Genomic DNA, 20,693 nt, shown 5'->3' on the forward strand with positions numbered 1-20,693 from the left:
GTTAGGCGCGACGGCCGGGGCGACCCGGCCATGCGTTTCCCATCAGTGATGTAGACGATGGTCGGCGCGGGGCCGACCGTGATGCGGTAGGAAAAGGCAGGACGACCATGGCTCGCCAGGATATCAATGAGGCTCTCGCGCAGACCGGGTTCCTCTATGGCGGCAACGCGGCCTATATCGAAGATCTCTACGCCCGCTATCAGGCCGATCCGAAGTCGGTCGATCCGGAATGGCAGGGCTTCTTCGCCGGGCTGAACGACGACAAGCAGGCGGTCGCCGCCAACGCCAAGGGTGCGTCCTGGAAGAAGCCGAACTGGCCGATCCCGGCCGGCGGCGAACTGGTCTCGGCGCTCGACGGTAACTGGGCCGCGGTCGAGAAGGCGGTGGGCGAGAAGCTCGGCGCCAAGGCCAAGGCCGCCGGCGCGACATTGTCGGCTGCCGATGTCCAGCAGGCGACGCGCGACTCGGTGCGCGCGATCATGCTGATCCGCGCCTATCGGATGCGCGGCCACCTTCATGCCCAGCTCGACCCACTCGGCATCGAGAGCCAGAAGGACCCGGAGGAGCTGTCCCCGGCGGCGTTCGGCTTCTCTGACGCCGATCTCGACCGCAAGATCTTCATCGACAACGTGCTCGGCCTGGAGTTCGCCACCATCCGCGAGATGACGGCGATCCTGCAGCGGACCTACTGCCAGACGATCGGCATCGAGTTCATGCACATCTCCGATCCCGAGCAGAAGGCCTGGCTGCAGGAGCGGATCGAGGGACCGGACAAGGAGATCGCCTTCACTCGCGAGGGCAAGAAGGCGATCCTGAACAAGCTGGTCGAGACCGAGGGCTTCGAGAAGTTCCTCGACCTGAAGTTCACCGGCACCAAGCGTTTCGGCCTCGATGGCGGCGAGTCGCTGGTCCCGGCGCTGGAGCAGATCATCAAGCGCGGCGGCTCGCTCGGCGTGCGCGACATCGTCTTCGGCATGGCCCATCGCGGCCGCCTCAACGTGCTGACCCAGGTGCTGGGCAAGCCGCACCGGGCGCTGTTCCACGAGTTCAAGGGCGGCTCCTTTGCCCCCGACGATGTCGAGGGCTCGGGCGACGTCAAGTACCATCTCGGCGCCTCGTCGGACCGCGAGTTCGACGGCAACAACGTCCATGTCTCGCTGACCGCCAACCCCTCGCATCTCGAGATCGTCGATCCCGTCGTGCTCGGCAAGGTCCGCGCCAAGCAGGACCAGTTCGGCGACATCGTCGAGCGCTCCAAGGTGCTGCCGCTGCTGATCCATGGCGATGCCGCCTTCGCCGGCCAGGGCGTGGTCGCCGAATGCCTCGGCCTGTCCGGGCTGAAGGGCCACCGCACCGGCGGCTCGCTGCATTTCATCATCAACAACCAGATCGGTTTCACCACCTATCCGCGCTATTCGCGCTCCTCGCCCTATCCGTCCGACGTGGCCAAGATGGTCGAGGCGCCGGTCTTCCACGTGAACGGCGACGATCCGGAAGCGGTGGTCTTCGCCGCCAAGATCGCGATCGAGTTCCGGCAGAAGTTCCACAAGCCGGTCGTGATCGACATGTTCTGCTATCGCCGCTTCGGCCATAACGAAGGCGACGAGCCGGGCTTCACCCAGCCCCTGATGTACCGCAAGATCCGCGGCCACAAGTCGACGCTGGAACTCTATGGCACCAAGCTCGAGGCCGAGGGCGTGATCCAGCCCGGCGAGCTCGACCAGATGCGCGCCGCCTGGAAGGACAAGCTCGAGGTCGAGTTCGACGCTGGCCAGGCCTTCAAGCCGAACAAGGCGGACTGGCTCGACGGCCGCTGGGCCGGCATGAAGGCGATCCGCGCCGACGAGGACGATCCGCGTCGCGGCGCGACCGGCGTGCCGGAAGCGACCCTGAAGGAGATCACGCAGAGGATCACCGAGGTTCCGGAAGGCTTCAACGTCCACAAGACGATCCAGCGCTTCCTCGACAACCGCCGCAAGGCGGTCGAGAGCGGGCAGGGCATCGACTGGGCGACGGCAGAATCACTCGCCTTCGGCTCGCTGCTGCTTGACGGCAATCCGGTGCGCCTCTCCGGCCAGGATTGCGAGCGCGGCACCTTCTCGCAGCGCCATTCGGTCCTGATCGACCAGGAGAACGAGGCCCGCCACACCTCGCTGAACCATGTCCGCGAGGGCCAGGCCCGCTACGAGGTCATCAATTCGATGCTCTCGGAAGAGGCGGTGCTCGGCTTCGAATACGGCTACACCCTGTCGGAGCCGAATGCGCTGACCTGCTGGGAGGCTCAGTTCGGCGACTTCGCCAACGGTGCGCAGGTCGTGTTCGACCAGTTCATCTCCTCGGGCGAGCGCAAGTGGCTGCGCATGTCGGGCCTCGTCTGCCTCTTGCCGCACGGCTATGAGGGCCAGGGTCCGGAGCACTCCTCGGCGCGCCTCGAGCGCTTCCTGCAGATGTGCGCGGAAGACAACATGCAGGTGGCGAACTGCTCGACCCCGGCGAGCTATTTCCACATCCTGCGCCGGCAGCTTAAGCGCGACTTCCGCAAGCCGCTGATCCTGATGACGCCCAAGTCGCTGCTGCGCCACAAGCGCTGCGTCTCCGACCTCTCGGAGCTGGCCGAGGGCTCGACCTTCCACCGCGTGCTGCACGACGATGCCGAGCGCGGCAAGTCGACCACCAAGCTGGTCAAGGATTCGAAAATCCGCCGCGTCGTGCTCTGCACCGGCAAGGTCTATTTCGACCTGCTGGAGGAGCGCGAGAAGCGTGGGCTGGACGATGTCTACCTGATGCGCGTCGAGCAGCTCTATCCGTTCCCGCTGAAGTCGCTGGCGCAGGAGCTGGCGCGCTTCAAGGGCGCCGACGTCGTCTGGTGCCAGGAGGAGCCGAAGAACCAGGGCTCCTGGACCTTCGTCGAGCCCTATCTGGAGTGGGTGCTGGGCCATGCCGGCTCGAAGTCGAAGCGGCCGCGCTATGTCGGCCGCCCGGCCTCGGCCGCGACCGCGACCGGCTTGATGTCGAAGCACCTCGGCCAGCTCAACGCCTTCCTGGACGAGACCTTCGCGGTCTGATCCGGATTCATTCAGCGGAGCATGATCTTCCCCGAAAACCGGTTTCCACTTTTCGGGATCATGCTCAGACAAAAGACACGAGAAGAGGCCTGACATGGCGACCGAAATCCGCGTTCCGACCCTCGGCGAATCCGTCTCCGAGGCCACTATCGGCAAGTGGTTCAAGAAGCCCGGCGACGCGGTGAAGGCGGACGAGCCTTTGGTCGAGCTCGAGACCGACAAGGTGACGCTCGAGGTCAACGCGCCGGCGGCCGGCGTGCTTGGCGAGATCGTCGCCAAGGAAGGCGAGACGGTCGGTGTCAGCGCGCTGCTCGGCACGATCTCTGCGGGCGACGGCAAGGCCGCGGGATCGGCCAAGGACGAGAAGAAGGCCGATGCAGCCGTCGCGCAGGCCGCCGGCAAGGCCGGCGCCGAGACCTCGGCCGACGCGCAGAAGAAGGCCGGCGAAGTCGCCGGAGCCACGCCTGTGAAGCCGGCGACCAAGGCGGCGGACTCCGGTCCCGCCGTCTCCCGCCTCGCCGCCGAGAGCGGCGTCGATCCCTCGACCGTCGGGGCTTCCGGCAAGGACGGCCGTGTCACCAAGGGCGACATGCTGGCGGCGATCGCGACCGGCCCTGCTGTTGCCGCTGCGGCGCCGGCTGCTCCCATTCAGGTGCGGGCACCGTCGGCCCCCGACGACGCCTCGCGTGAAGAGCGGGTCAAGATGACCAAGCTGCGCCAGACCATCGCGCGCCGGCTCAAGGAAGCCCAGACCAACGCCGCCATGCTGACCACCTTCAACGAGGTGGACATGACCAACGTCATGGCGCTGCGCAACCAGTACAAGGACGTGTTCGAGAAGAAGCACGGCGTGAAGCTCGGCTTCATGGGCTTCTTCGTGAAGGCCTGCGTCCAGGCGCTGAAGGAGATCCCCTCCGTCAACGCCGAGATCGACGGCACCGATATCGTCTACAAGAACTACTACCACGTCGCGGTCGCGGTCGGCACAGACAAGGGCCTCGTCGTGCCGGTGGTGCGCGATGCCGACCAGCTCTCGATCGCCGGTGTCGAGAAGGAGATCGGCGCACTCGGCAGGAAGGCCCGTGATGGCGCCCTCAAGATCGAAGAGATGCAGGGCGGCACTTTCACCATCTCGAATGGCGGCGTCTACGGCTCGCTGATGTCGACGCCGATCCTGAACGCGCCGCAATCGGCGATTCTGGGCATGCACAAGATCCAGGAGCGGCCGGTTGTGGTCGCCGGCAAGATCGAGATCCGGCCGATGATGTATCTGGCGGTTTCCTATGACCACCGCATCATCGACGGCAAGGAGGCGGTGACCTTCCTCGTCCGCGTCAAGGAAGGCCTGGAGGACCCGGCGCGCCTCGTCCTCGACCTCTGAGGTAACCGCCCGTGGCGGGCATACACTTCATGGCGCTGCCGATCGCCGCGAGCATGGTCTTGCTCCTGGTCCATATCGGCGTTCAAGCCATTACGGTGACGCGTGAGTTCGGTTCGGCCTGGAATGCCGGACCTCGCGATGAGGAACTGAGGCCAAAGGGCGTTCTTGCGGGGCGCGCCGAGCGCGCGCTGCGCAACTATCTCGAAACGTTCCCCGCTTTCGGCATTCTGGCCTTGACCCTGGCGGCGATGGAGCGGGCCGATGGGCTGGGACTGTTTGGAGCGCTGCTCTGGCTCGTCGGGCGCATCATCTACCTGCCGCTCTACCTCGCTGGCATTCCGTACTGGCGCAGCCTGGCCTGGACCGCTGCTACTGGCGGATTATTGCTGATGGTCGTGCGAACGATCCTCTAGACGGGAAGGAGTAGCCGTGTCCTTCGGACCCAACCCGCCGCCAATCCAGGCGCATATCTGCGTCAAGGGCGGTGACGAGGCGATCGCCTTCTACGAGAAGGCCTTCGGCGCGCAGTGCACCTTCAAGGCGATGGCCGATGACGGCAGACGGGTGATGCACGCCAATCTGGCACTCTTCGGCGGCGAGGTCATGCTGCATGACGAGTTCCCGGAGTTCGGCGGCGATGTCATGGCGCCGAGTTCGCATGGCGGCGCCAGCATCGCGATCAGCATCAACCTGCCGGCCCCGGCCGACGTCGATGCCGCGATCGCCAAGGCTGAAGCCGCCGGTGCCGACGTCATCATGCCGCCGAGCGACGTGTTCTGGGGCGCTCGTTATGCACGGCTCCGCGATCCCTTCGGCCATGTCTGGGCCTTCAACGCGCCGCTGGCGCAGCAATCGTAAAATCTGACTGAAAGAGAGACCATGTCCTACGATCTCGTCGTCATCGGAACTGGCCCCGGCGGCTATGTCTGCGCCATTCGTGCCGCCCAGCTCGGCCTCAAGGTCGCGGTCGTCGAGAAGCGCAAGACCCATGGCGGCACCTGCCTGAACGTCGGCTGCATACCCTCGAAGGCGCTGCTGCACGCCTCCGAGATGTTCGACGAGGCGAGCCACACCTTCCCGAGCCTTGGCATCAGCGTCGGCAAGCCGAAGCTCGATCTGAAGCAGATGCTGGTCCACAAGCAGGAGACCGTCGACGCCAACGTCAACGGCGTCGCCTTCCTCCTGAAGAAGAACAAGATCGAGCCGTTCCACGGCACGGCCTCGATCCCGGCCGCCGGCAAGGTTGTCGTCACTGCCGAGGACGGCAAGACGCAGGAGCTCGAAACCAAGAGCATCGTCATCGCCACCGGCTCTGAATCGACGGCACTGCCGGGTGTCACCACCGACGAGAAGACAGTGGTGACCTCGACCGGCGCGCTCGAACTCACCGCCGTGCCAAAGGAGCTGCTGGTGGTCGGCGCCGGCGTGATCGGGCTCGAGATCGGCTCGGTCTGGGCCCGGCTCGGCGCCAAGGTCACGGTGGTCGAGTTCCTCGACCGCATTCTGCCCGGCATGGATGACGAGATCGCCAAGCAGTTCCAGCGCATCCTGCAGAAGCAGGGCTTCACCTTCCATCTCGGCTCCAAGGTCACCAAGGTCGAGGTCGCCAAGAAGGGCGGAGCCACCGTCACGGTCGAGCCGTCCGCCGGCGGCGAGGCCAGGTCGCTCAATGCCGACATCGTGCTGGTCGCGATCGGCCGGCGCCCGAACACGGATGGCCTCGGCCTCGACAAGGCCGGCGTTGCGACCGAGCGCGGCCGCGTCGTCATCGACGACCATTTCCAGACCAATGTCCCCGGCATCTACGCGATCGGCGACGTGGTGCGCGGGCCGATGCTGGCGCACAAGGCCGAGGATGAGGGCGTTGCCGTTGCCGAGATCCTCGCCGGCAAGCACGGCCATGTGAATTACGACGCCATTCCCGGCATCGTCTACACCGCCCCAGAGGTTGCCGCGATCGGCAAGACCGAGGAAGAGCTCAAGGCGGCGGGCGTCGCCTACAAGGTCGGCAAGTTCCCGTTCACGGCCAATGGCCGGGCGCGGGCGATGCGGCACACTGACGGCTTCGTCAAGTTCCTTGCCGACGCGGCGACCGACCGCGTGCTCGGCTGCCACATCATCGGCCCGCATGCCGGCGACCTGATCGCCGAGGTGACCGTGCTGATGGAGTTCGGCGGCTCGGCCGAGGACCTCGCCCGCACCTGCCACGCCCATCCGACGCTGGCCGAGGCGGTCAAGGAAGCGGCGCTCGCCGTCGACAAGCGCCCGATCCATATGTGAGCGGGGCCAAACGCGTCATTCTCGGGCGGCGCGCAGCGCCGGCCCGGGAATCTCGTGCAGAAAGAGGCGCTTTGTCGTCCTGCGATGCTCGGGTCTTCGCCCGAGCATGACGTGCCTTGTCAGCCTCGCCGCGCCCGGTAGGCGGTCAGCGTGTTGCGCAGCAGGCAGGCGATGGTCATCGGGCCGACGCCGCCCGGAACCGGGGTGATCGCGCCAGCGACTTCGACGGCCTCGGCATAATCTACATCGCCTGCGAGCTTGCCGTCCGGCATGCGGTTGATGCCGACGTCGATCACCGTGGCGCCGGGCTTCAGCCAATCTCCCTTGATCATGCGCGGACGGCCGACAGCCGCGACGACGATATCGGCGCGGCGGACCACAGCCGGCAGGTCGCGCGTGCGCGAATGGGCGATGGTGACGGTGCAGTCGGCTTGCAGCAATAACTGCGCGACCGGCCGTCCGACCAGTTCCGAACGGCCGACGACCACCGCTTCCAGCCCCGACAACGACGGCAGCGCCTGCTTCAGCAGCAACATGCAGCCGAGCGGCGTGCAGGGCACGAGGCCGTTCTTGCCGCCGGCGAGCAGCCCGGCATTGATCGGATGGAGACCATCGACGTCCTTGGCCGGATCGATGGCGTCGATGATGCGGCCGGTGTCGATATGCTTCGGCAGCGGCAACTGGACGAGAATGCCATCGACGCCGTCGTCGGCGTTCAACTCGGCGATCTTGGCGAGCAGCGCCGCCTCGGTCGTCTCTGCCGGCAGGCGGTGGGCGACCGAGTTCATGCCGATCTCGGCCGCGAGCTTCTCCTTGGAGGCAACATAGACCTTGCTGGCCGGGTCCTCGCCGACGAGCACGACATGCAGGCCGGGGGTGGGCTTGCGGGCTGCCTTGAGCGCCGCGACCTCGCGGCCGATCTCAGCCCGCAATTCAGCCGCTGCCGCCTTGCCGTCGATGATGCGTGCCGTCATGACCAGCTCCGTCCTGCGCATTCGTGCGTCCTCATGCGCGATCACCGGGCGGGCGGCAAGTATGGATGCGACGCCGCCTTGCCGATCTGCGTCTCGCTTGCTTGTTCTCGTCCGAGCCGGCCTGTATCGACCAATGTGCAGCAGCAGCCGGCAGGGGAGACAGCGACGTGACCACCGGCTTTGCGGCAATCCCGGCTTCCGGCAGCTATGTACTGCGCAATGCCAGGGCCCCTGCCTGCCTGGTCGAGGCCGGCAGCCTGGCGAGCGATCGTGACGGCCTGGCGCTGCTCGACATCGCCGTCGAGGATGGCGTCATCGCCTCGATCCTGCCCGCCGGCACGCCCCCGCTCGATGCCGTAGCGGCGCTCGATCTCGATGGCGGCATCGTGCTGCCACGCTTGGTCGACGTCCACACCCATCTCGACAAGGGCCATATCTGGCCGCGCCGACCCAATCCGGATGGCAGCTTCATGGGGGCGCTGAGCTCCGTCGCGGCCGATCGGGATGCGAACTGGTCGGCCGGGGACGTGCGGGCGCGCATGGAATTCGGCCTGCGCTGTGCCTATGCCCATGGCACGGCGGCGATCCGCACCCATCTCGATTCGCTCAGCAAACAGATCGGCATCTCCTGGCCTGTCTATGCCGAACTCAGGGCCGAATGGGCCGGGCGGATCGCATTGCAGGCCTCGCCGCTGTTCGGCATCGACGCTGTCGCCGATCCCGCGCATATGTCGGCGATCACGCGTGCCGTGACTGATCATGGCGACAGCCTGCTCGGCGCCGTCACCTATATGGTGCCGGAACTCGATGCCGCGCTCGATATGCTGTTCCGGACGGCGATCGAGCACGGCTTTGATCTCGATTTCCATGTCGACGAGACCAACGATCCCTCGGCGCGCTCGCTCGAGCACATTGCAGATGCGGCGCTGCGCCATCGCTTCCAGGGCAGGATCCTTGCGGGCCATTGCTGCTCGCTCTCGCTGCAGCAGCCGCAGGACGAGGCGCGCATCATCGGCAAAGTGCGCGAGGCCGGCATCGCCGTGGTCTCGCTGCCGATGTGCAACATGTACCTGCAGGACCGCCAGCGCGGGCGCACACCGCGCTGGCGTGGTGTCACCGCGCTGCATGAGTTGAAGGCGGCGGGCGTGCCGGTGATGATCGCGTCCGACAACACCCGCGACCCGTTCTACGCCTATGGCGATCTCGACCTCGCCGAGACGTTGCGCGAGGGCACCCGCATCCTCCAGCTCGATCACTCGGATCGGGATTGGACGAAGGCGGTCGCTGCGACCCCGGCCGAGATCATGGGCCTCCCGGGCACCGGCCGCCTCGCAGCAGGTGGTCCCGCCGACCTGATCCTGACGCGCGCCCGCGACTGGACCGAATTCTTCGCCCGGCCGCAGGCCGACCGGACCGTATTGGTCAATGGCCGCGCCATCGACCGCGCCTTGCCCGATTACCGTGAACTCGATCACCTCATGAGCCGCTCCGCATGACCGCACGCTACGATATCGACGCCCTGAAGCGCCGCCTGAACGGCATCCGCACCGAGGACAATCCGGGGCTGGTCAAGCAGAAGAGCCGCGACTTCTTCTGGTACTCGCCGAAGCTGAAGCGCCAGCTCGACCATGTCGTCGCCGACATCATCGTCTCGCCGGTGAGTGAGGCGCAGGTGCTGGAGACACTCTCGGCGGCGCATGCGCTCGGCATTCCCGTGACGCCGCGCGGCACCGGTACCGGCAATTACGGCCAAGCCATGCCGCTCTCAGGCGGCATCGTGCTCGACCTCTCCGGCTTCAACAAGGTGACGAGCATCGAGGCCGGGCGCTATGCCGCCGAGCCCGGCGCCGTGCTGGCCAAGATCGACCAGGAGACGCGGGCCCATTCGCGCCAGGAGATCAGGCTTCATCCGTCGACCTATCACACGGCTTCGGTCGGCGGCTTCATCGCCGGCGGCTCCGGTGGTGTCGGCTCGATCAAATGGGGCGGCTTGCGCGACTGGGGCAACATCATCTCCCTGCGCGTCGCAACGATGGAGGGCACGCCACGCATCCTCGAACTCCAGGGCGATGACCTGCACAAGGTCGCCCATGCCTATGGCACCAACGGCATCATCACTGAGGTCGAGATGCCGCTCGGCCCGGCCTATGCCTGGGTCGACGTCATCCTCGGTTTCGGCGAGCTGCGCGCGGCGACGGAATTCGCCAACGCGCTCGGTGAGCAGGACGGGCTGGCGCTGAAGAACCTCGCGGTGGTCGCCGCGCCCGCACCGCACGACTATTTCCTGCGCCACAGGAAGTTCCTGCCGCGCGAAAGCCATTGCGTCCTGATCATGGTCGCCGACTTCGCAGTGGAGTCGATGCTCGCATTCGCACGCCGCTTTGGCGGCTCGCAGCTGCTGATGCGTTCCGACAAGCTGACGGCGGAGGAAGCGAAGGGGCTGCCGCCGACCTTCGAGCTCGGCTGGAACCACACCACCTTGCGGGCGCTGCGGGTCGACCCGTCGATCACCTATCTGCAGGTGCTCTATCCCTTCCCGAACCAGGTCGATCTCGTCGACAAGATCCATGCCCGCTTCGGCGACGAGGTCACCTGCCATCTCGAATTCGTCCGCTTCGACGGCAAGATCACCTGCTTCGGCCTGCCGCTGGTGCGCTTCACCAGCGAGGAGCGGCTGGAGGAGATCATGGCGATCCATGAGGAGATGGGCGCACCGATCTTCAATCCGCATCGCTATACCCTGGAGGAGGGCGGGATGAAGCAGACCGACGAGGTCCAGCTCGCCTTCAAGCGCGAGGCCGATCCGCAGGGGCTGCTCAATCCCGGCAAGATGATCGCCTGGGAGGACCCGAACTACGACTACCGCTCCGGCAAGACCTTCCTGTTCCGCGCGCTCGGCGAAGCCGGCGTCGGCGCCTGAGCCATCCATGCGCGCACTCGTCCTCTACGCGCATCCCGATCCCGCGAGCTTCGGCGCGGCGGTGCACGAGACGCTCGTTTCGGGCCTGCGCCGGGCCGGGCATGAGGTCGACGATTGCGACCTCTATGCCGAAGGCTTCGACCCGGTTCTCAGCCGCGAAGAGCGCGTCGGCTATCATGATCTCGCCAGCAATCGAAGTTCAGTAGCCGGCTATGTCGAGCGCTTGCTTGCGGCGGAAGCGCTGTTTCTCTGCTTCCCGGTCTGGAACTATGGCTACCCGGCGATCATGAAAGGCTATTTCGACCGCGTCTTCCTGCCGGGCGTTTCGTTCAAGCTGGTCGACGGTTCGATCCGTCCCAATCTCTGGAATATTCGCCGGCTGACGACGGTGACGAGCTATGGCGGCTCGCGCTGGCGGACCTTTCTGATGGGCGATCCGCCACGCCGGCAGATCAAGCGGGGCTTGCGGGCGGTCTGCCATCCGGCAGCGCGGGTGTCTTACCTGGCGCATTACGATATGAACTGTTCGACGCCACAGAGCCGCGCCGCTTTTCTCGCCAGGGTCGAGCAGGAAATCGCACGGATTTAAGAGCCTGTCTGACAATTGTCATCGGCCTGTCATGAAGGCAGGCGATTGCACAGCCGGCGAAAAGTATCCGCAACCTTTTCCAAGGGCCGGCTCATGACCAAGTCCCTCGAAAAAAGCGTCGGCCGGGCTCTGCTGGTGACGGCGCGACTACACAGGGCACGGATGGGCGAGAGGCTCAACGCGCTCGGGCTCTTTCCAGGCCAGGAGCAGGCGCTGAAATCATTGCAAAGCGCGCCGATGACGATGGGCGAGCTCGCGATCTTGCTGCGGGTCAAGCCGCCGACGGTCTCGAAGACCATTGGCCGGCTCTCGCTGCAGGGCCTGGTCACCCGCGAGGGCGGCGGCCGCGACGGCCGGCTGGTGCAGGTCGCGCTGACCGAGAATGGCCAGAAGACTGCGGCGGCGCTCGATGCGGTCTGGAATCAGGTCGAGGAAGAGCTGCTCGAGAAACTCGATGCCAAGGAGCGCAAGCAATTGCGCAAGTTGCTGCGCAAGGCGGCAAAGGGCCTGTCGAAGGCCGGTGCCGATGTCGAAGACGCCGATGACGAGGCTGAAGACGCGGCCTGATATCGGGCGCGTCGGCAGCATGACTCGCATGCGCTGAGAGGCTGGTTTCAAGTCTTAAATCGGTTCATCTATGTCTCGTCATTCCTCCAGAGCATGCTCCGCAAAAGTGGGGACCACTTTTGCGATGAGAGCATGCTCCAACATTATGGGTTGGCGCGAATTCTGATCGATCGACCGTTTCGGTCGATCGGAAAGCGCGCCAGCATGACGAGACGCTCAGCCTTGTCGGCCGCTCCCGCTCCGCTTCCGGATACGCGCCGGACACGCCTGACCGCCATCGCCTTGATGAGTGGAGCGATCGTCTGCTTCTCGCTGCTCGATGCCTGCGCGAAATGGCTCGGCGGCACGATGCACCCGATGCAGGTGGTGCTGGCGCGCTATCTGGTCAGCGTCGCGCTGGTCTCGCTCCTGCTCAATCCCTGGAGCCATCCGGGCATCACCCGGACCAAGCGGCCCTGGCTGCAGGGCTTCCGCTCGCTGCTGCTGCTCGGCTCGACGGCGCTGAACTTTGTCGCGCTGCAATATCTGCAGCTGGCCGAGACGGTCTCGATCATGTTCGCAGCGCCTCTGCTGGTCGCGCTGGTGGCCGGGCCATTGCTCGGGGAATGGGCCGGCCCGCGCCGGCTGATCGCGATCGGCGTCGGCTTCCTCGGCGTCCTCGTGGTGACGCGGCCGGGGCTGGGCGGCCTGCACCCGGCGGCGCTGCTCAGCGTCTGCGGCTGCTTCTGCTACGCCTTCTACGCTTTGTCGACGCGGATGCTGGCTTCGAGCGATTCACCGCAGACGACGATGTTCTATTCCGGCATCGGCGGGGTGGTGATCATGCTGCCCTTGCTGCCGCTGTACTGGTCGTGGCCGGCCGACTGGCGGAGTTGGCTCCTGATGGGCGGCACCGGCTTCTTCGGGGCGGTCGGCCACTGGCTGTTGATCCTGGCGCATCAGCGGGCGCCGGCGACGATCCTGGCGCCGTTCATCTATTCGCAGATCGTCTGGATGATCCTGCTCGGCTGGTTCGTCTTCGGCCAGATCCCCGACCGCTTCACCTTCATCGGCGCAGGGATCGTCATCGCGTCGGGGCTCTATCTGCTCTATCGCGAGCGTGTCCGGGCCGTGCCCGAAGGCTCGGCCCGGCTCGATTGACCAGAGCAGGATGCGAAAAAGTGGAAACCGGCTTTTCGCAGAAATCCTGCTCTAACTCTTAGAATCGATCAGGTTTTATGATTTTTGATCGGCTCGATCCAAAATCATCGTGATTTAGGCACGGCCCTTGAAGCTTCCATCCGTGGATGGAGGCCATGATGACGGTTTTGCACCGCAACTGGCTACCGGCGGCTCCGTTCGGCACAATCGTGGTCCGGGCGTGTCCCGCCATGGCACGGGCGCTCGCGTCAGCCGAGCGAGACCTTGCTCTGCCCGGCGACGAAATCCGAGAGCATCGGCACATAGTCCTCGCCCTTGCCGCTGGCGACGGCCGCCGCATAGACGTTCTTGACCGCTCCACCGACCGGATTGGGAACGCCGGCGGCGTTGGCGAGGCTCTCCAGATAGCGGACATCCTTCAGCGCGTTGGAAAGCGTGAACTTGTGTGCATCCGGATCGCGCTCGAGCACGTATTGCATGAAGGTCCGGTAGAAACCGCACTCCATGCGCCCGCCGGTGATGACGCTGTCGAAGGTCTGCGGGGTGATGCCGACCTTCTGCGCCAGGGTCAGAGCCTCGGCGTAGATCGCGCCGTAGCCGAGGGAGAGGAAGTTGTTGAGCAGTTTCATCTTGTGGCCGTCGCCGACCGGGCCGAGATGGACGATCTTCTGGGCCCAGGCTTCGCAGACCGGGCGGATGCGCTCGAAAACCGCGCTGTCGGCGCCAATCATCGTCGAGAGTTGACCGAGCTTAGCTTGGGCGGGCGTCCCGCCCAGCGGAGCGTCACAGAGGTGCAGGCCCATGGCAGCGAGCCGTTCCGCCAGAGCGATCGTCGAGACCGGGTCGGAAGTCGAGCAGTCGACGATGATCGTGCCGGGCCTGGAGCCGGCGGCGATGCCGTTGGGGCCGCCCACGACCTGCTCGACCTGCGGCGAGCCGGTGACGCAGAGGAAGATGATGCTCGCCTTCTCGGCGAGCTCCTTCGGCGTGGCGGCTTCCGCCGCGCCCGCCGCCTTGAGCTCCTCGACCGGCCGACGATTGCGATGGCCCATGACCGTGAGAGGGAAGCCTTTGGCGAGAATGCAGCTCGCCATGCCCTGACCCATGTACCCGACGCCGATGAAGCCGATCGATTCTTTAGTCGTGCTCATCTTCAGTTTCTCCGAAATCTATGAGATGGAACAAGGTAATGCGGAACGATTTGGCCAAGAACTGGTTGAATGCATCGGCTTCTAGGCTTCAGGAGAAGCGTTTGATGGCGAATGACGGACACTCGCGCGATCCCTCGGGAGCAGGGAAGGCGGGTGTGAGACCCGGTGGGCGCGGGCGCGTAACCTTGCAGATCATCGCCGATCGGCTGGAGGTCTCGACCGCGACCGTCTCGCTTGCCTTGCGCGAAAGCCCGCTGGTGGCCGACGGCACGCGCCTGCGCGTACAACAGATCGCGCGAGAGATGGGCTACAGTTACAACCGTAGCGCGGCCTCGCTGCGGACCGACAGGACCAATATCCTCGGCGTCGGCTTCCACGACATCACCAATCCCTATTTTGCCGAGCTGCTCGCGGCGATCGAGGAGACGGCGGCCGCGCATGGCCGCTCGATCCTGCTCGGCACCTATGCTGAGAACCTGCAGCGGCAGGAGCGTGTCCTCACCACGCTCAAGGAATACCGCCCCGACGGCATGATCATCTGTCCGGCCGGCGGCACCACGGCCGAGACATTGCAGCACCTGTTGGCGGCGCAGGTGCCGCTGGTGCAGCTCTCGCGCGAAATTCCCGGCATCGGGCTCGACTTCGTCGGTTCGGACGACCGGCACGGCACGGTGCTCGCCGTCGAGCACCTGCTCGCGCTCGGCCATCGCCGCATCGCTTTCCTCGGCGAGAGCCCGCTGATCTCGACCGGCCGCAACCGCTACCGCGGCTATTGCGAGACGCTGGCCAAGCACGGCCTGCCGCTCGATCCGGTGATCGTCTATTCGGCCTATGGCACGCGCGAGAACGGGCTCAAGGGCGTCCAGAAGGTGCTCGACGCGGCGAATCCGCCGACCGCCGCGGTTTGCTTCAACGATCTCACCGCCTTCGGCGCCATGCTCGGCCTGCGCCATCGCGGGCTCGAGGCCGGCAGCGATTTCTCGCTGATCGGCTGCGACGACGTGCAGGAAGCGGCGCAATGGTATCCGGGGCTGACCACCGTCAAGAACTTCCAGGACGAGATGGGCCGCAAGACCGCGGAGATGCTGATCCGCCGGATCGCCGACCCGTCCGCACCGCCGCAGCGTGTGGTGCTGACGCCGGAGTTGGTCGTGCGCGGGACCACGGCGCCGCCGAAGGCGGCGCGCTGAGGCTTCAGATATCATTGTCCGGCTTGCGGTTCAGCGCCCGGTAAGCACGCACCACATGCGAGTCGTCGCGCCCGCCATGGCCGAGGCCGGAGGCGGCGAGGAACATCTGGTGTGCGGCTGCGGCGATCGGCAAGGCCGCCTTTGCGGCACGGCCGGCATCGAGGACGATGCCGAGGTCCTTGACGAAGATGTCGACGGCGCTGGCGACCGGCGGCTCGTCTTCGAGCATGCGCGGGCCGCGATCCTTCAGCATCCAGGACGAGGCGGCCGAGCCGCCCATGATCTCGAACAGCACCGCGCCGTCGATACCGGCCTTCTGCGCCAGCGAGAGCGCTTCCGCCGCGACCGCGATATGGACGCCGCAGAGCAACTGGTTGACGGTCTTCACCGTCGCGCCCTGGCCCGGCTTCTCGCCGACATGGAAGACCTTGTCGCCCATCGCGTCGAGCACGGGTCTGGCCTTGGCGAAGCTCTCCGCGGGAGTGCCGGCCATGATCGTGAGCGTGCCGCCCTGAGCGCCCTTGACGCCGCCCGAGACCGGCGCATCGACGAAGTGCCGGCCTGTCTTCGTCACGGCCTCGGCGATGGCCTCGACCTCGCCCGGCGGGCAGGTCGCCATCAGGATGACGGTTGCGCCGGGGCCCAACGCAGCGAGCGCGCCGGCGTCGAACAGGACCGAGCGGGCCTGCGCGGCGTTCACGACCATCAGTACGAGCGTGTCGGCATCCTCTGCTGCTGCGGCGGCGCTGTCGGCGGCGTGGCCACCGGCTGCCACGAGCGCGGTTCGCGCGCTCTCCCTCATGTCGAAACCGGTGACGTGGAACTGACGCTTGACGAGATTTTCGGCCATCGGCGCGCCCATGGCGCCGAGCCCGACGAAGGCGATGGAAGTCACGTGTGTTGGCCTTGGTGATGAGGCAGGCGGCACAGCCGCCCGCCGGGAGTTACTCCTTCACCGCGCCGGTCAGCGAGGCGACGTAGTAGTCGACGAAGAAGGAATAGAGCAGGGCGACGGGGATCGAGCCGAGCAGAGCGCCCGCCATCAGCGAGCCCCAATGGTAGACGTCACCCTCGACGAGCTGGGTCAGCACTGCGACCGGGACCGTCTTCTTCTCGGCCGACTGGATGAAGGCGAGCGCGTAGATGAACTCGTTCCAGGACAAAGTGAAGGCGAAGATGCCGGCCGAGATCAGCCCGGGCAAAGCGAGCGGCAGGGTGATCTTCCAGAGCGTCTGCAGCCTAGTCGCGCCATCGATCATGGCGCATTCCTCAAGCTCGTAGGGGATCGATTTGAAATAGCCGATCAGGAGCCAGGTGCAGAACGGGATCAGGAAGGTCGGATAGGTCAGGATCAGCGCGAGTTGCGAGTCGAACAGCCCGAACTGGAAGATCAGTGTCGCCAGCGGGATGAACAGGATCGAGGGCGGCACCAGATAGGCGAGGTAGATCGCGAGGCCGACATAACCTGAGCCCTTGAATTTCAGGCGCTGGATCGCATAGGCGGCGAGCACGCTGGAAAAGAGCGAGAGCGCGGTCGCGACCGTCGCGACCGTCATCGTCGTCAGCAGCCATTGCGGGTAGTCGGTCTGGAAGAGCAGCTTGTTGATGTTGTCGAGCGTCGGCGACTTCACCCAGAACGGGTTGTTGTTTTTGTAATCGAGCAGCTCGCCGTTCGGTTTGATCGCCGTGATCGCCATCCAGTAGAACGGGAACAGCAGCACGATCACGAAGATCGAGAGCGGCAGGTAGACCGTGATGAAGCGGCGCGGGCCCGACGACCAGTCGATGACGCCGGTCTGCTCCTTCTCGACGAGGTGCGGACGTTCCGCGGCAGCGTGATCAGTCATTGTCTTCTCCCTGCTGCCATTTGCGGCGGGCGAGCGCGAAGTAGCTGAACAGCGTGGCCAGCACGAGGAAGGGGATCATCGCCACCGCGATCGCGGCACCCTCGCCGAGCTGCCCGCCGGGAATGCCGCGCTGGAAGGCCAGCGTCGCCATCAGATGGGTCGAGTTGATCGGGCCGCCGCGGGTAATGGCGTAGACGAGCTGGAAATCGGTGAAGGTGAACAGCACCGAGAAGGTCAGCACCACCGCCAGAATCGGCATCAGCATGGGGAAGGTGACATGGCGGAAGCGCTGCCAGCCATTGGCGCCGTCGAGCATCGCCGCCTCATAGAGCGCCGGCGAGATCGTCTGCAGGCCGGCGAGCAGCGAGATCGCGACGAAGGGGATGCCGCGCCAGGTATTGGCCGCGATCAGCGACCAGCGCGCAGCCCAGGGCTCGCCGAGGAAGTCGATATAGGTGGTGCGCCAGCCGAGTACGTCGACCAGCACATAGGAAATGATCGAGAATTGCGGATCATAGATCCACCAGAAGGCGATCGCCGAGAGCACGGTCGGCACGATCCACGGCACCAGGATCAACGCTCTCAGCAGTGACTTGAAGGGCAGATGGTTGTTGAGCAGCAGCGCCAGCCAGAGACCAAGTGCGAACTTCCCGACCGTGGCGACGCCGGTATAGAGCAGCGTGTTCCAGACCGAGGTGATGAAAACCCGATCCTGCATCAGCGAGGTGAAGTTCTCGAAGCCGATGAAATGGCCGGAGCGGCCGATCTTCGTATCGGTGAAGGCGAGCCAAATTCCTAGGCCGAGCGGATAACTCAGGAAGATGAGCAGCAGGCTGGCGGCCGGAAGGAGGCAGAGGAAGATCAGGAAGGGCTTGTGGTCGAGCAGCCGGACCAGCCAGTTTTGAGGCAGGTGGTGGATGGTCCGGGCTTCCGCGGCGATCGTCATGGCGCTCTTTTCCGTGAAGCGGTCGCGCCGCCGGATGGACCGGCGGCGCGGCGTTGACGATCAGGTGCGATAGTAGCGCTTGGCGCGCCGCTCAGCCTCGGCGGCGGCTTCCTCCGGCGTCGCCTGGCCGCCGCAGACGGAAGCGACCATCTGGACCATGACGTATTCGGCGTTGACGGTGCCGGCAGCCTCGGTGATCGCGCCCTTGTAGCCGCTCCACAGCGCGCGCTCCCAGGTGTCGCGATAGACCAGGATCTTGGGATCGCTCTCCCAGACCTTGCTCTTCGCGTAGCCCTTGAGCGGCTGCGTCCAGTAACCGAAGCAGCCGGTCAGCCATTTGTCGTACTGCTCCGTCTCCATCATGAAGCGGAGGTATTCCTTGGCGGCGTTCGGGAACTTGGTGTGCTTGAACACCATGGCATTGATGACCAGCGCCGTCTCGGTCGGCCGTCCGACGCCGGCGCCGACCGGCATCGGCGCATGGTTGAGATCCTTGCCGATCGCCGCGATCTTCTCGTCCTTCGAGTTCTTGATCGAGAAGTAGAGCGACACGCCGTTCTGGGTCAGGCCGACCTCGCCCGCCGTCAGCGCCTTGTTGTTGCTGATGTCGAGCCAGGACAGGGTGCCCGGGATGAAGGTCTCATAGAGCGCCTTGGCGTATTTCAACGCCTCGATCGTCTCCTTGCTGTTGATCGCGACCTTGTTGTTCTCGTCGACCATGTAGCCGCCATGCGACCAGACCAGCCAGTTGCAGAAGGAGTTGCCGTCCCCGACCGCGTTGCCGAGCGCGAAGCCGGCCGGGTGGCCCTTGGCCTTGAGCTTGCGGCAGAGATCGAGGAAGCCGGCATGGTCGGTCGGGAACTTGTCGAAGCCGGCTTCCTTGACCCAGGCTTCGCGATAGACCGCCGGGCCGCCGGAGCCGCCCATCGGGATCGAGATCCAGGTATTGGTCTTGTCCTTCTTGCCGTATTTCTCGGCGACCGGGTACCAGCCGCCATGCTTCTTGCCGAGGTCCTCGGCGACCTGCGTCAGGTCGACCAGCTTGTCGGCGAAGATGTGCGGATCGTCGGCCCAGCCGACGACGATGTCGGGGCCGGCGCCGGTGTTGGCGGTGACGGCGGTCTGCGGGCGCAAATCTTCCCAGCTGGCATAATCGACGCGGACCTGAACGCCGGTCGCCTTGGTGAAGGCTTCGGTGTTCTCGTTGAAGATCGTCTGGTCGGGGTCGACGAACTTGGTCGGACGCAGCACACGCAGCGTCGCGCCTTTCTCGATATTGGCCGTCTGGGCGATCGACGGCGCGGCAAGTGTGGCGCCGGCTGCCAGGCCCGCGCCGCCAATCAATACGTCACGTCTGGAAATGCTCATCGCTTGTCTCCTCCGGGTTGCCGCGAGGCCCTGCATGGGAGCCTCGTCGCGATTTTGTCGGACGTCGCCGCCGCCGGAGTGTTCTCCGTGCGGCGGCGACGGAAGTCAGATGCGCTTGGTCGTCGCGGCGTCGAAGAGGTGGGTCACCGAGGTGTCGGGCCGGATCTTGATCGTCTCGCCGGGCTTGGCGGTGATGCGCTCGCGGAAGATGCAGGTCAGGTCCTGGCCGCCGCAGCGGACGACGACCTGCGTCTCCGAGCCCATCGGCTCGATGACCACGACCTCGGCGGGAAGGCCGGTCGGATCGAGGATGAGATGCTCGGGGCGGATGCCCAAAACGGCGGCCCGGTCGTTCGAATCGGCCGGATGCTTGCCGATCGGCCAGATCACGCCGCCTTCGGTCTCGAAGCCGTTGGCGCGGATCGTGCCCTTCAGCAGGTTCATCGAGGGGGAGCCGATGAAGGCGGCGACGAAGAGGTTGGCGGGGTTGTCGTAGAGATCGAGCGGGGCGCCCATCTGTTCGACGATGCCGTCATGCATCACGACGATCTTGTCGGCCATGGTCATGGCCTCGATCTGGTCGTGGGTGACGTAGACCGTCGTGGTCTTGAGGCGCTGGTGCAGCTCCTTGATCTCGGTGCGCATCTGCACGCGCAGCTTGGCGTCGAGGTTGGAGAGCGGCTCGTCGAAGAGGAAGACCTGCGGGTCGCGGACGATGGCGCGGCCCATGGCGACGCGCTGGCGCTGGCCGCCCGAGAGCTGGCGCGGATAGCGGTCGAGCAGCTTGTCGAGGCCGAGAATGCCGGCGGCCTTGCCGACGCGCTCGTCGATCTCGGCTTTGGGCGCCTTCCGCAGCTTCATCGAGAAGGCCATGTTGTCGGCCACCGTCATATGCGGGTAGAGCGCATAGTTCTGGAACACCATGGCGATGTCGCGCTCCTTCGGCGGCACGTCGTTGACGACGCGCGGGCCGATGCGGATCTCGCCGCCGGTGATGTTCTCGAGGCCGGCGATCATGCGCAGCAGCGTCGACTTCCCGCAGCCCGAAGGCCCGACCAGGATGACGAACTCGCCGTCGTCGATGTCGATGTCGACGCCATGAATGACCTGCGTCGAGCCATAGGCCTTGCGCACGTCGGCGATCTGGACGGATGCCATCTTGAGTTTCTCTCCCGCTCTTTAGGTTGCCCCGGGGTGCCTGACACAATCCCCGTCGGCGGCGCTGCAGATATCGGTTTCTGACGACCGATCGACACGAGACCACGCAAGCCAGGC

Annotated in this window: 18 protein-coding genes; 11 read left to right on the top strand and 7 right to left on the bottom strand. The window is 65.5% G+C overall.

Annotation, left to right across the window (positions count from 1 at the left end; genetic code table 11):
- Positions 1-107 precede the first annotated feature (107 nt).
- From ASE66_RS21110 to lpdA, 5 genes are all read left to right on the top strand, one after another.
- The gene (locus ASE66_RS21110; RefSeq protein WP_057191659.1) at positions 108-3,065 is read left to right on the top strand and encodes a 2-oxoglutarate dehydrogenase E1 component; all 2,958 of its coding nucleotides are present in this window, start codon (positions 108-110) and stop codon (positions 3,063-3,065) included.
- A 94-nt stretch (positions 3,066-3,159) separates the two neighbouring features.
- Positions 3,160-4,446, top strand: a complete 1,287-nt coding sequence (gene odhB, locus ASE66_RS21115) for a 2-oxoglutarate dehydrogenase complex dihydrolipoyllysine-residue succinyltransferase (protein ID WP_057191660.1) — start codon at positions 3,160-3,162, stop codon at positions 4,444-4,446.
- 29 nt (positions 4,447-4,475) lie between these two features.
- Complete coding sequence (locus ASE66_RS21120; RefSeq protein ID WP_057191661.1) at positions 4,476-4,859, top strand: MAPEG family protein; 384 nt, start codon at positions 4,476-4,478, stop codon at positions 4,857-4,859.
- Between the two features lie 16 nt (positions 4,860-4,875).
- Positions 4,876-5,304 carry a VOC family protein gene (locus ASE66_RS21125; protein ID WP_057191662.1) on the top strand — a complete coding sequence of 143 codons (429 nt, stop codon included), beginning with the start codon at positions 4,876-4,878 and terminating at the stop codon, positions 5,302-5,304.
- 21 nt (positions 5,305-5,325) lie between these two features.
- Positions 5,326-6,726 (top strand): dihydrolipoyl dehydrogenase, encoded by a 1,401-nt coding sequence (gene lpdA, locus ASE66_RS21130; RefSeq protein WP_057191663.1) that lies wholly within the window; start codon positions 5,326-5,328, stop codon positions 6,724-6,726.
- A 119-nt stretch (positions 6,727-6,845) separates the two neighbouring features.
- Here lpdA and folD read toward each other — a convergent pair whose 3' ends face one another.
- On the bottom strand, positions 6,846-7,700 hold the full coding sequence (gene folD, locus ASE66_RS21135; protein WP_057191940.1) for a bifunctional methylenetetrahydrofolate dehydrogenase/methenyltetrahydrofolate cyclohydrolase FolD: 855 nt from the start codon (positions 7,698-7,700) through the stop codon (positions 6,846-6,848).
- A gap of 167 nt (positions 7,701-7,867) precedes the next feature.
- Here folD and ASE66_RS21140 point away from each other — a divergent pair, with 167 nt between their 5' ends.
- The 5 genes from ASE66_RS21140 to ASE66_RS21160 all read left to right on the top strand — a co-directional run bounded on the left by ASE66_RS21140 (position 7,868) and on the right by ASE66_RS21160 (position 12,916).
- On the top strand, positions 7,868-9,196 hold the full coding sequence (locus ASE66_RS21140; protein WP_057191664.1) for a cytosine deaminase: 1,329 nt from the start codon (positions 7,868-7,870) through the stop codon (positions 9,194-9,196).
- Positions 9,193-10,620 carry an FAD-binding oxidoreductase gene (locus tag ASE66_RS21145; protein ID WP_057191665.1) on the top strand — a complete coding sequence of 476 codons (1,428 nt, stop codon included), beginning with the start codon at positions 9,193-9,195 and terminating at the stop codon, positions 10,618-10,620. Before ASE66_RS21140 ends, ASE66_RS21145 begins: the two co-directional genes overlap by 4 nt.
- A 7-nt stretch (positions 10,621-10,627) precedes the next feature.
- Positions 10,628-11,209 carry an NAD(P)H-dependent oxidoreductase gene (locus ASE66_RS21150; protein ID WP_057191666.1) on the top strand — a complete coding sequence of 194 codons (582 nt, stop codon included), beginning with the start codon at positions 10,628-10,630 and terminating at the stop codon, positions 11,207-11,209.
- A 93-nt stretch (positions 11,210-11,302) separates the two neighbouring features.
- Entirely contained in the window at positions 11,303-11,776 is a 474-nt protein-coding gene (locus ASE66_RS21155) for a MarR family winged helix-turn-helix transcriptional regulator (protein ID WP_057191667.1), read from the top strand.
- Positions 11,777-11,980: 204 nt separating this feature from the next.
- Positions 11,981-12,916: a DMT family transporter gene (locus tag ASE66_RS21160; RefSeq protein WP_057191668.1), complete on the top strand. Its 936-nt coding sequence runs from the start codon at positions 11,981-11,983 to the stop codon at positions 12,914-12,916.
- A gap of 248 nt (positions 12,917-13,164) precedes the next feature.
- Here ASE66_RS21160 and ASE66_RS21165 read toward each other — a convergent pair whose 3' ends face one another.
- A complete protein-coding gene (locus ASE66_RS21165) occupies positions 13,165-14,067 on the bottom strand; it encodes an NAD(P)-dependent oxidoreductase (RefSeq protein ID WP_057191669.1) in 903 nt (300 codons plus the stop codon).
- A 104-nt stretch (positions 14,068-14,171) separates the two neighbouring features.
- On the opposite strand from ASE66_RS21165, the gene ASE66_RS21170 reads away from it, so the two are divergent.
- A complete protein-coding gene (locus ASE66_RS21170; RefSeq protein ID WP_082613616.1) occupies positions 14,172-15,257 on the top strand; it encodes a LacI family DNA-binding transcriptional regulator in 1,086 nt (361 codons plus the stop codon).
- A gap of 4 nt (positions 15,258-15,261) precedes the next feature.
- On the opposite strand, the gene ASE66_RS21175 is transcribed toward ASE66_RS21170, so the two are convergent.
- From ASE66_RS21175 to ASE66_RS21195, 5 genes are all read right to left on the bottom strand, one after another.
- The gene (locus ASE66_RS21175) at positions 15,262-16,152 is read right to left on the bottom strand and encodes an NAD(P)-dependent oxidoreductase (protein WP_082613617.1); all 891 of its coding nucleotides are present in this window, start codon (positions 16,150-16,152) and stop codon (positions 15,262-15,264) included.
- A 49-nt stretch (positions 16,153-16,201) separates the two neighbouring features.
- Positions 16,202-17,104, bottom strand: a complete 903-nt coding sequence (locus ASE66_RS21180) for a carbohydrate ABC transporter permease (protein ID WP_057191671.1) — start codon at positions 17,102-17,104, stop codon at positions 16,202-16,204.
- Positions 17,097-18,050 carry a carbohydrate ABC transporter permease gene (locus tag ASE66_RS21185; protein WP_057191672.1) on the bottom strand — a complete coding sequence of 318 codons (954 nt, stop codon included), beginning with the start codon at positions 18,048-18,050 and terminating at the stop codon, positions 17,097-17,099. The genes ASE66_RS21180 and ASE66_RS21185 overlap by 8 nt, the downstream gene beginning before the upstream one ends.
- 60 nt (positions 18,051-18,110) lie before the next feature.
- A complete protein-coding gene (locus ASE66_RS21190) occupies positions 18,111-19,418 on the bottom strand; it encodes an ABC transporter substrate-binding protein (protein ID WP_057191673.1) in 1,308 nt (435 codons plus the stop codon).
- Between the two features lie 105 nt (positions 19,419-19,523).
- The gene (locus ASE66_RS21195) at positions 19,524-20,576 is read right to left on the bottom strand and encodes an ABC transporter ATP-binding protein (protein ID WP_057191674.1); all 1,053 of its coding nucleotides are present in this window, start codon (positions 20,574-20,576) and stop codon (positions 19,524-19,526) included.
- Positions 20,577-20,693 lie beyond the last annotated feature (117 nt).

Origin of the sequence: Allobosea sp. Root483D1, from assembly GCF_001429505.1 — a bacterium.
In the GTDB taxonomy this organism is placed as follows: domain Bacteria; phylum Pseudomonadota; class Alphaproteobacteria; order Rhizobiales; family Beijerinckiaceae; genus Allobosea.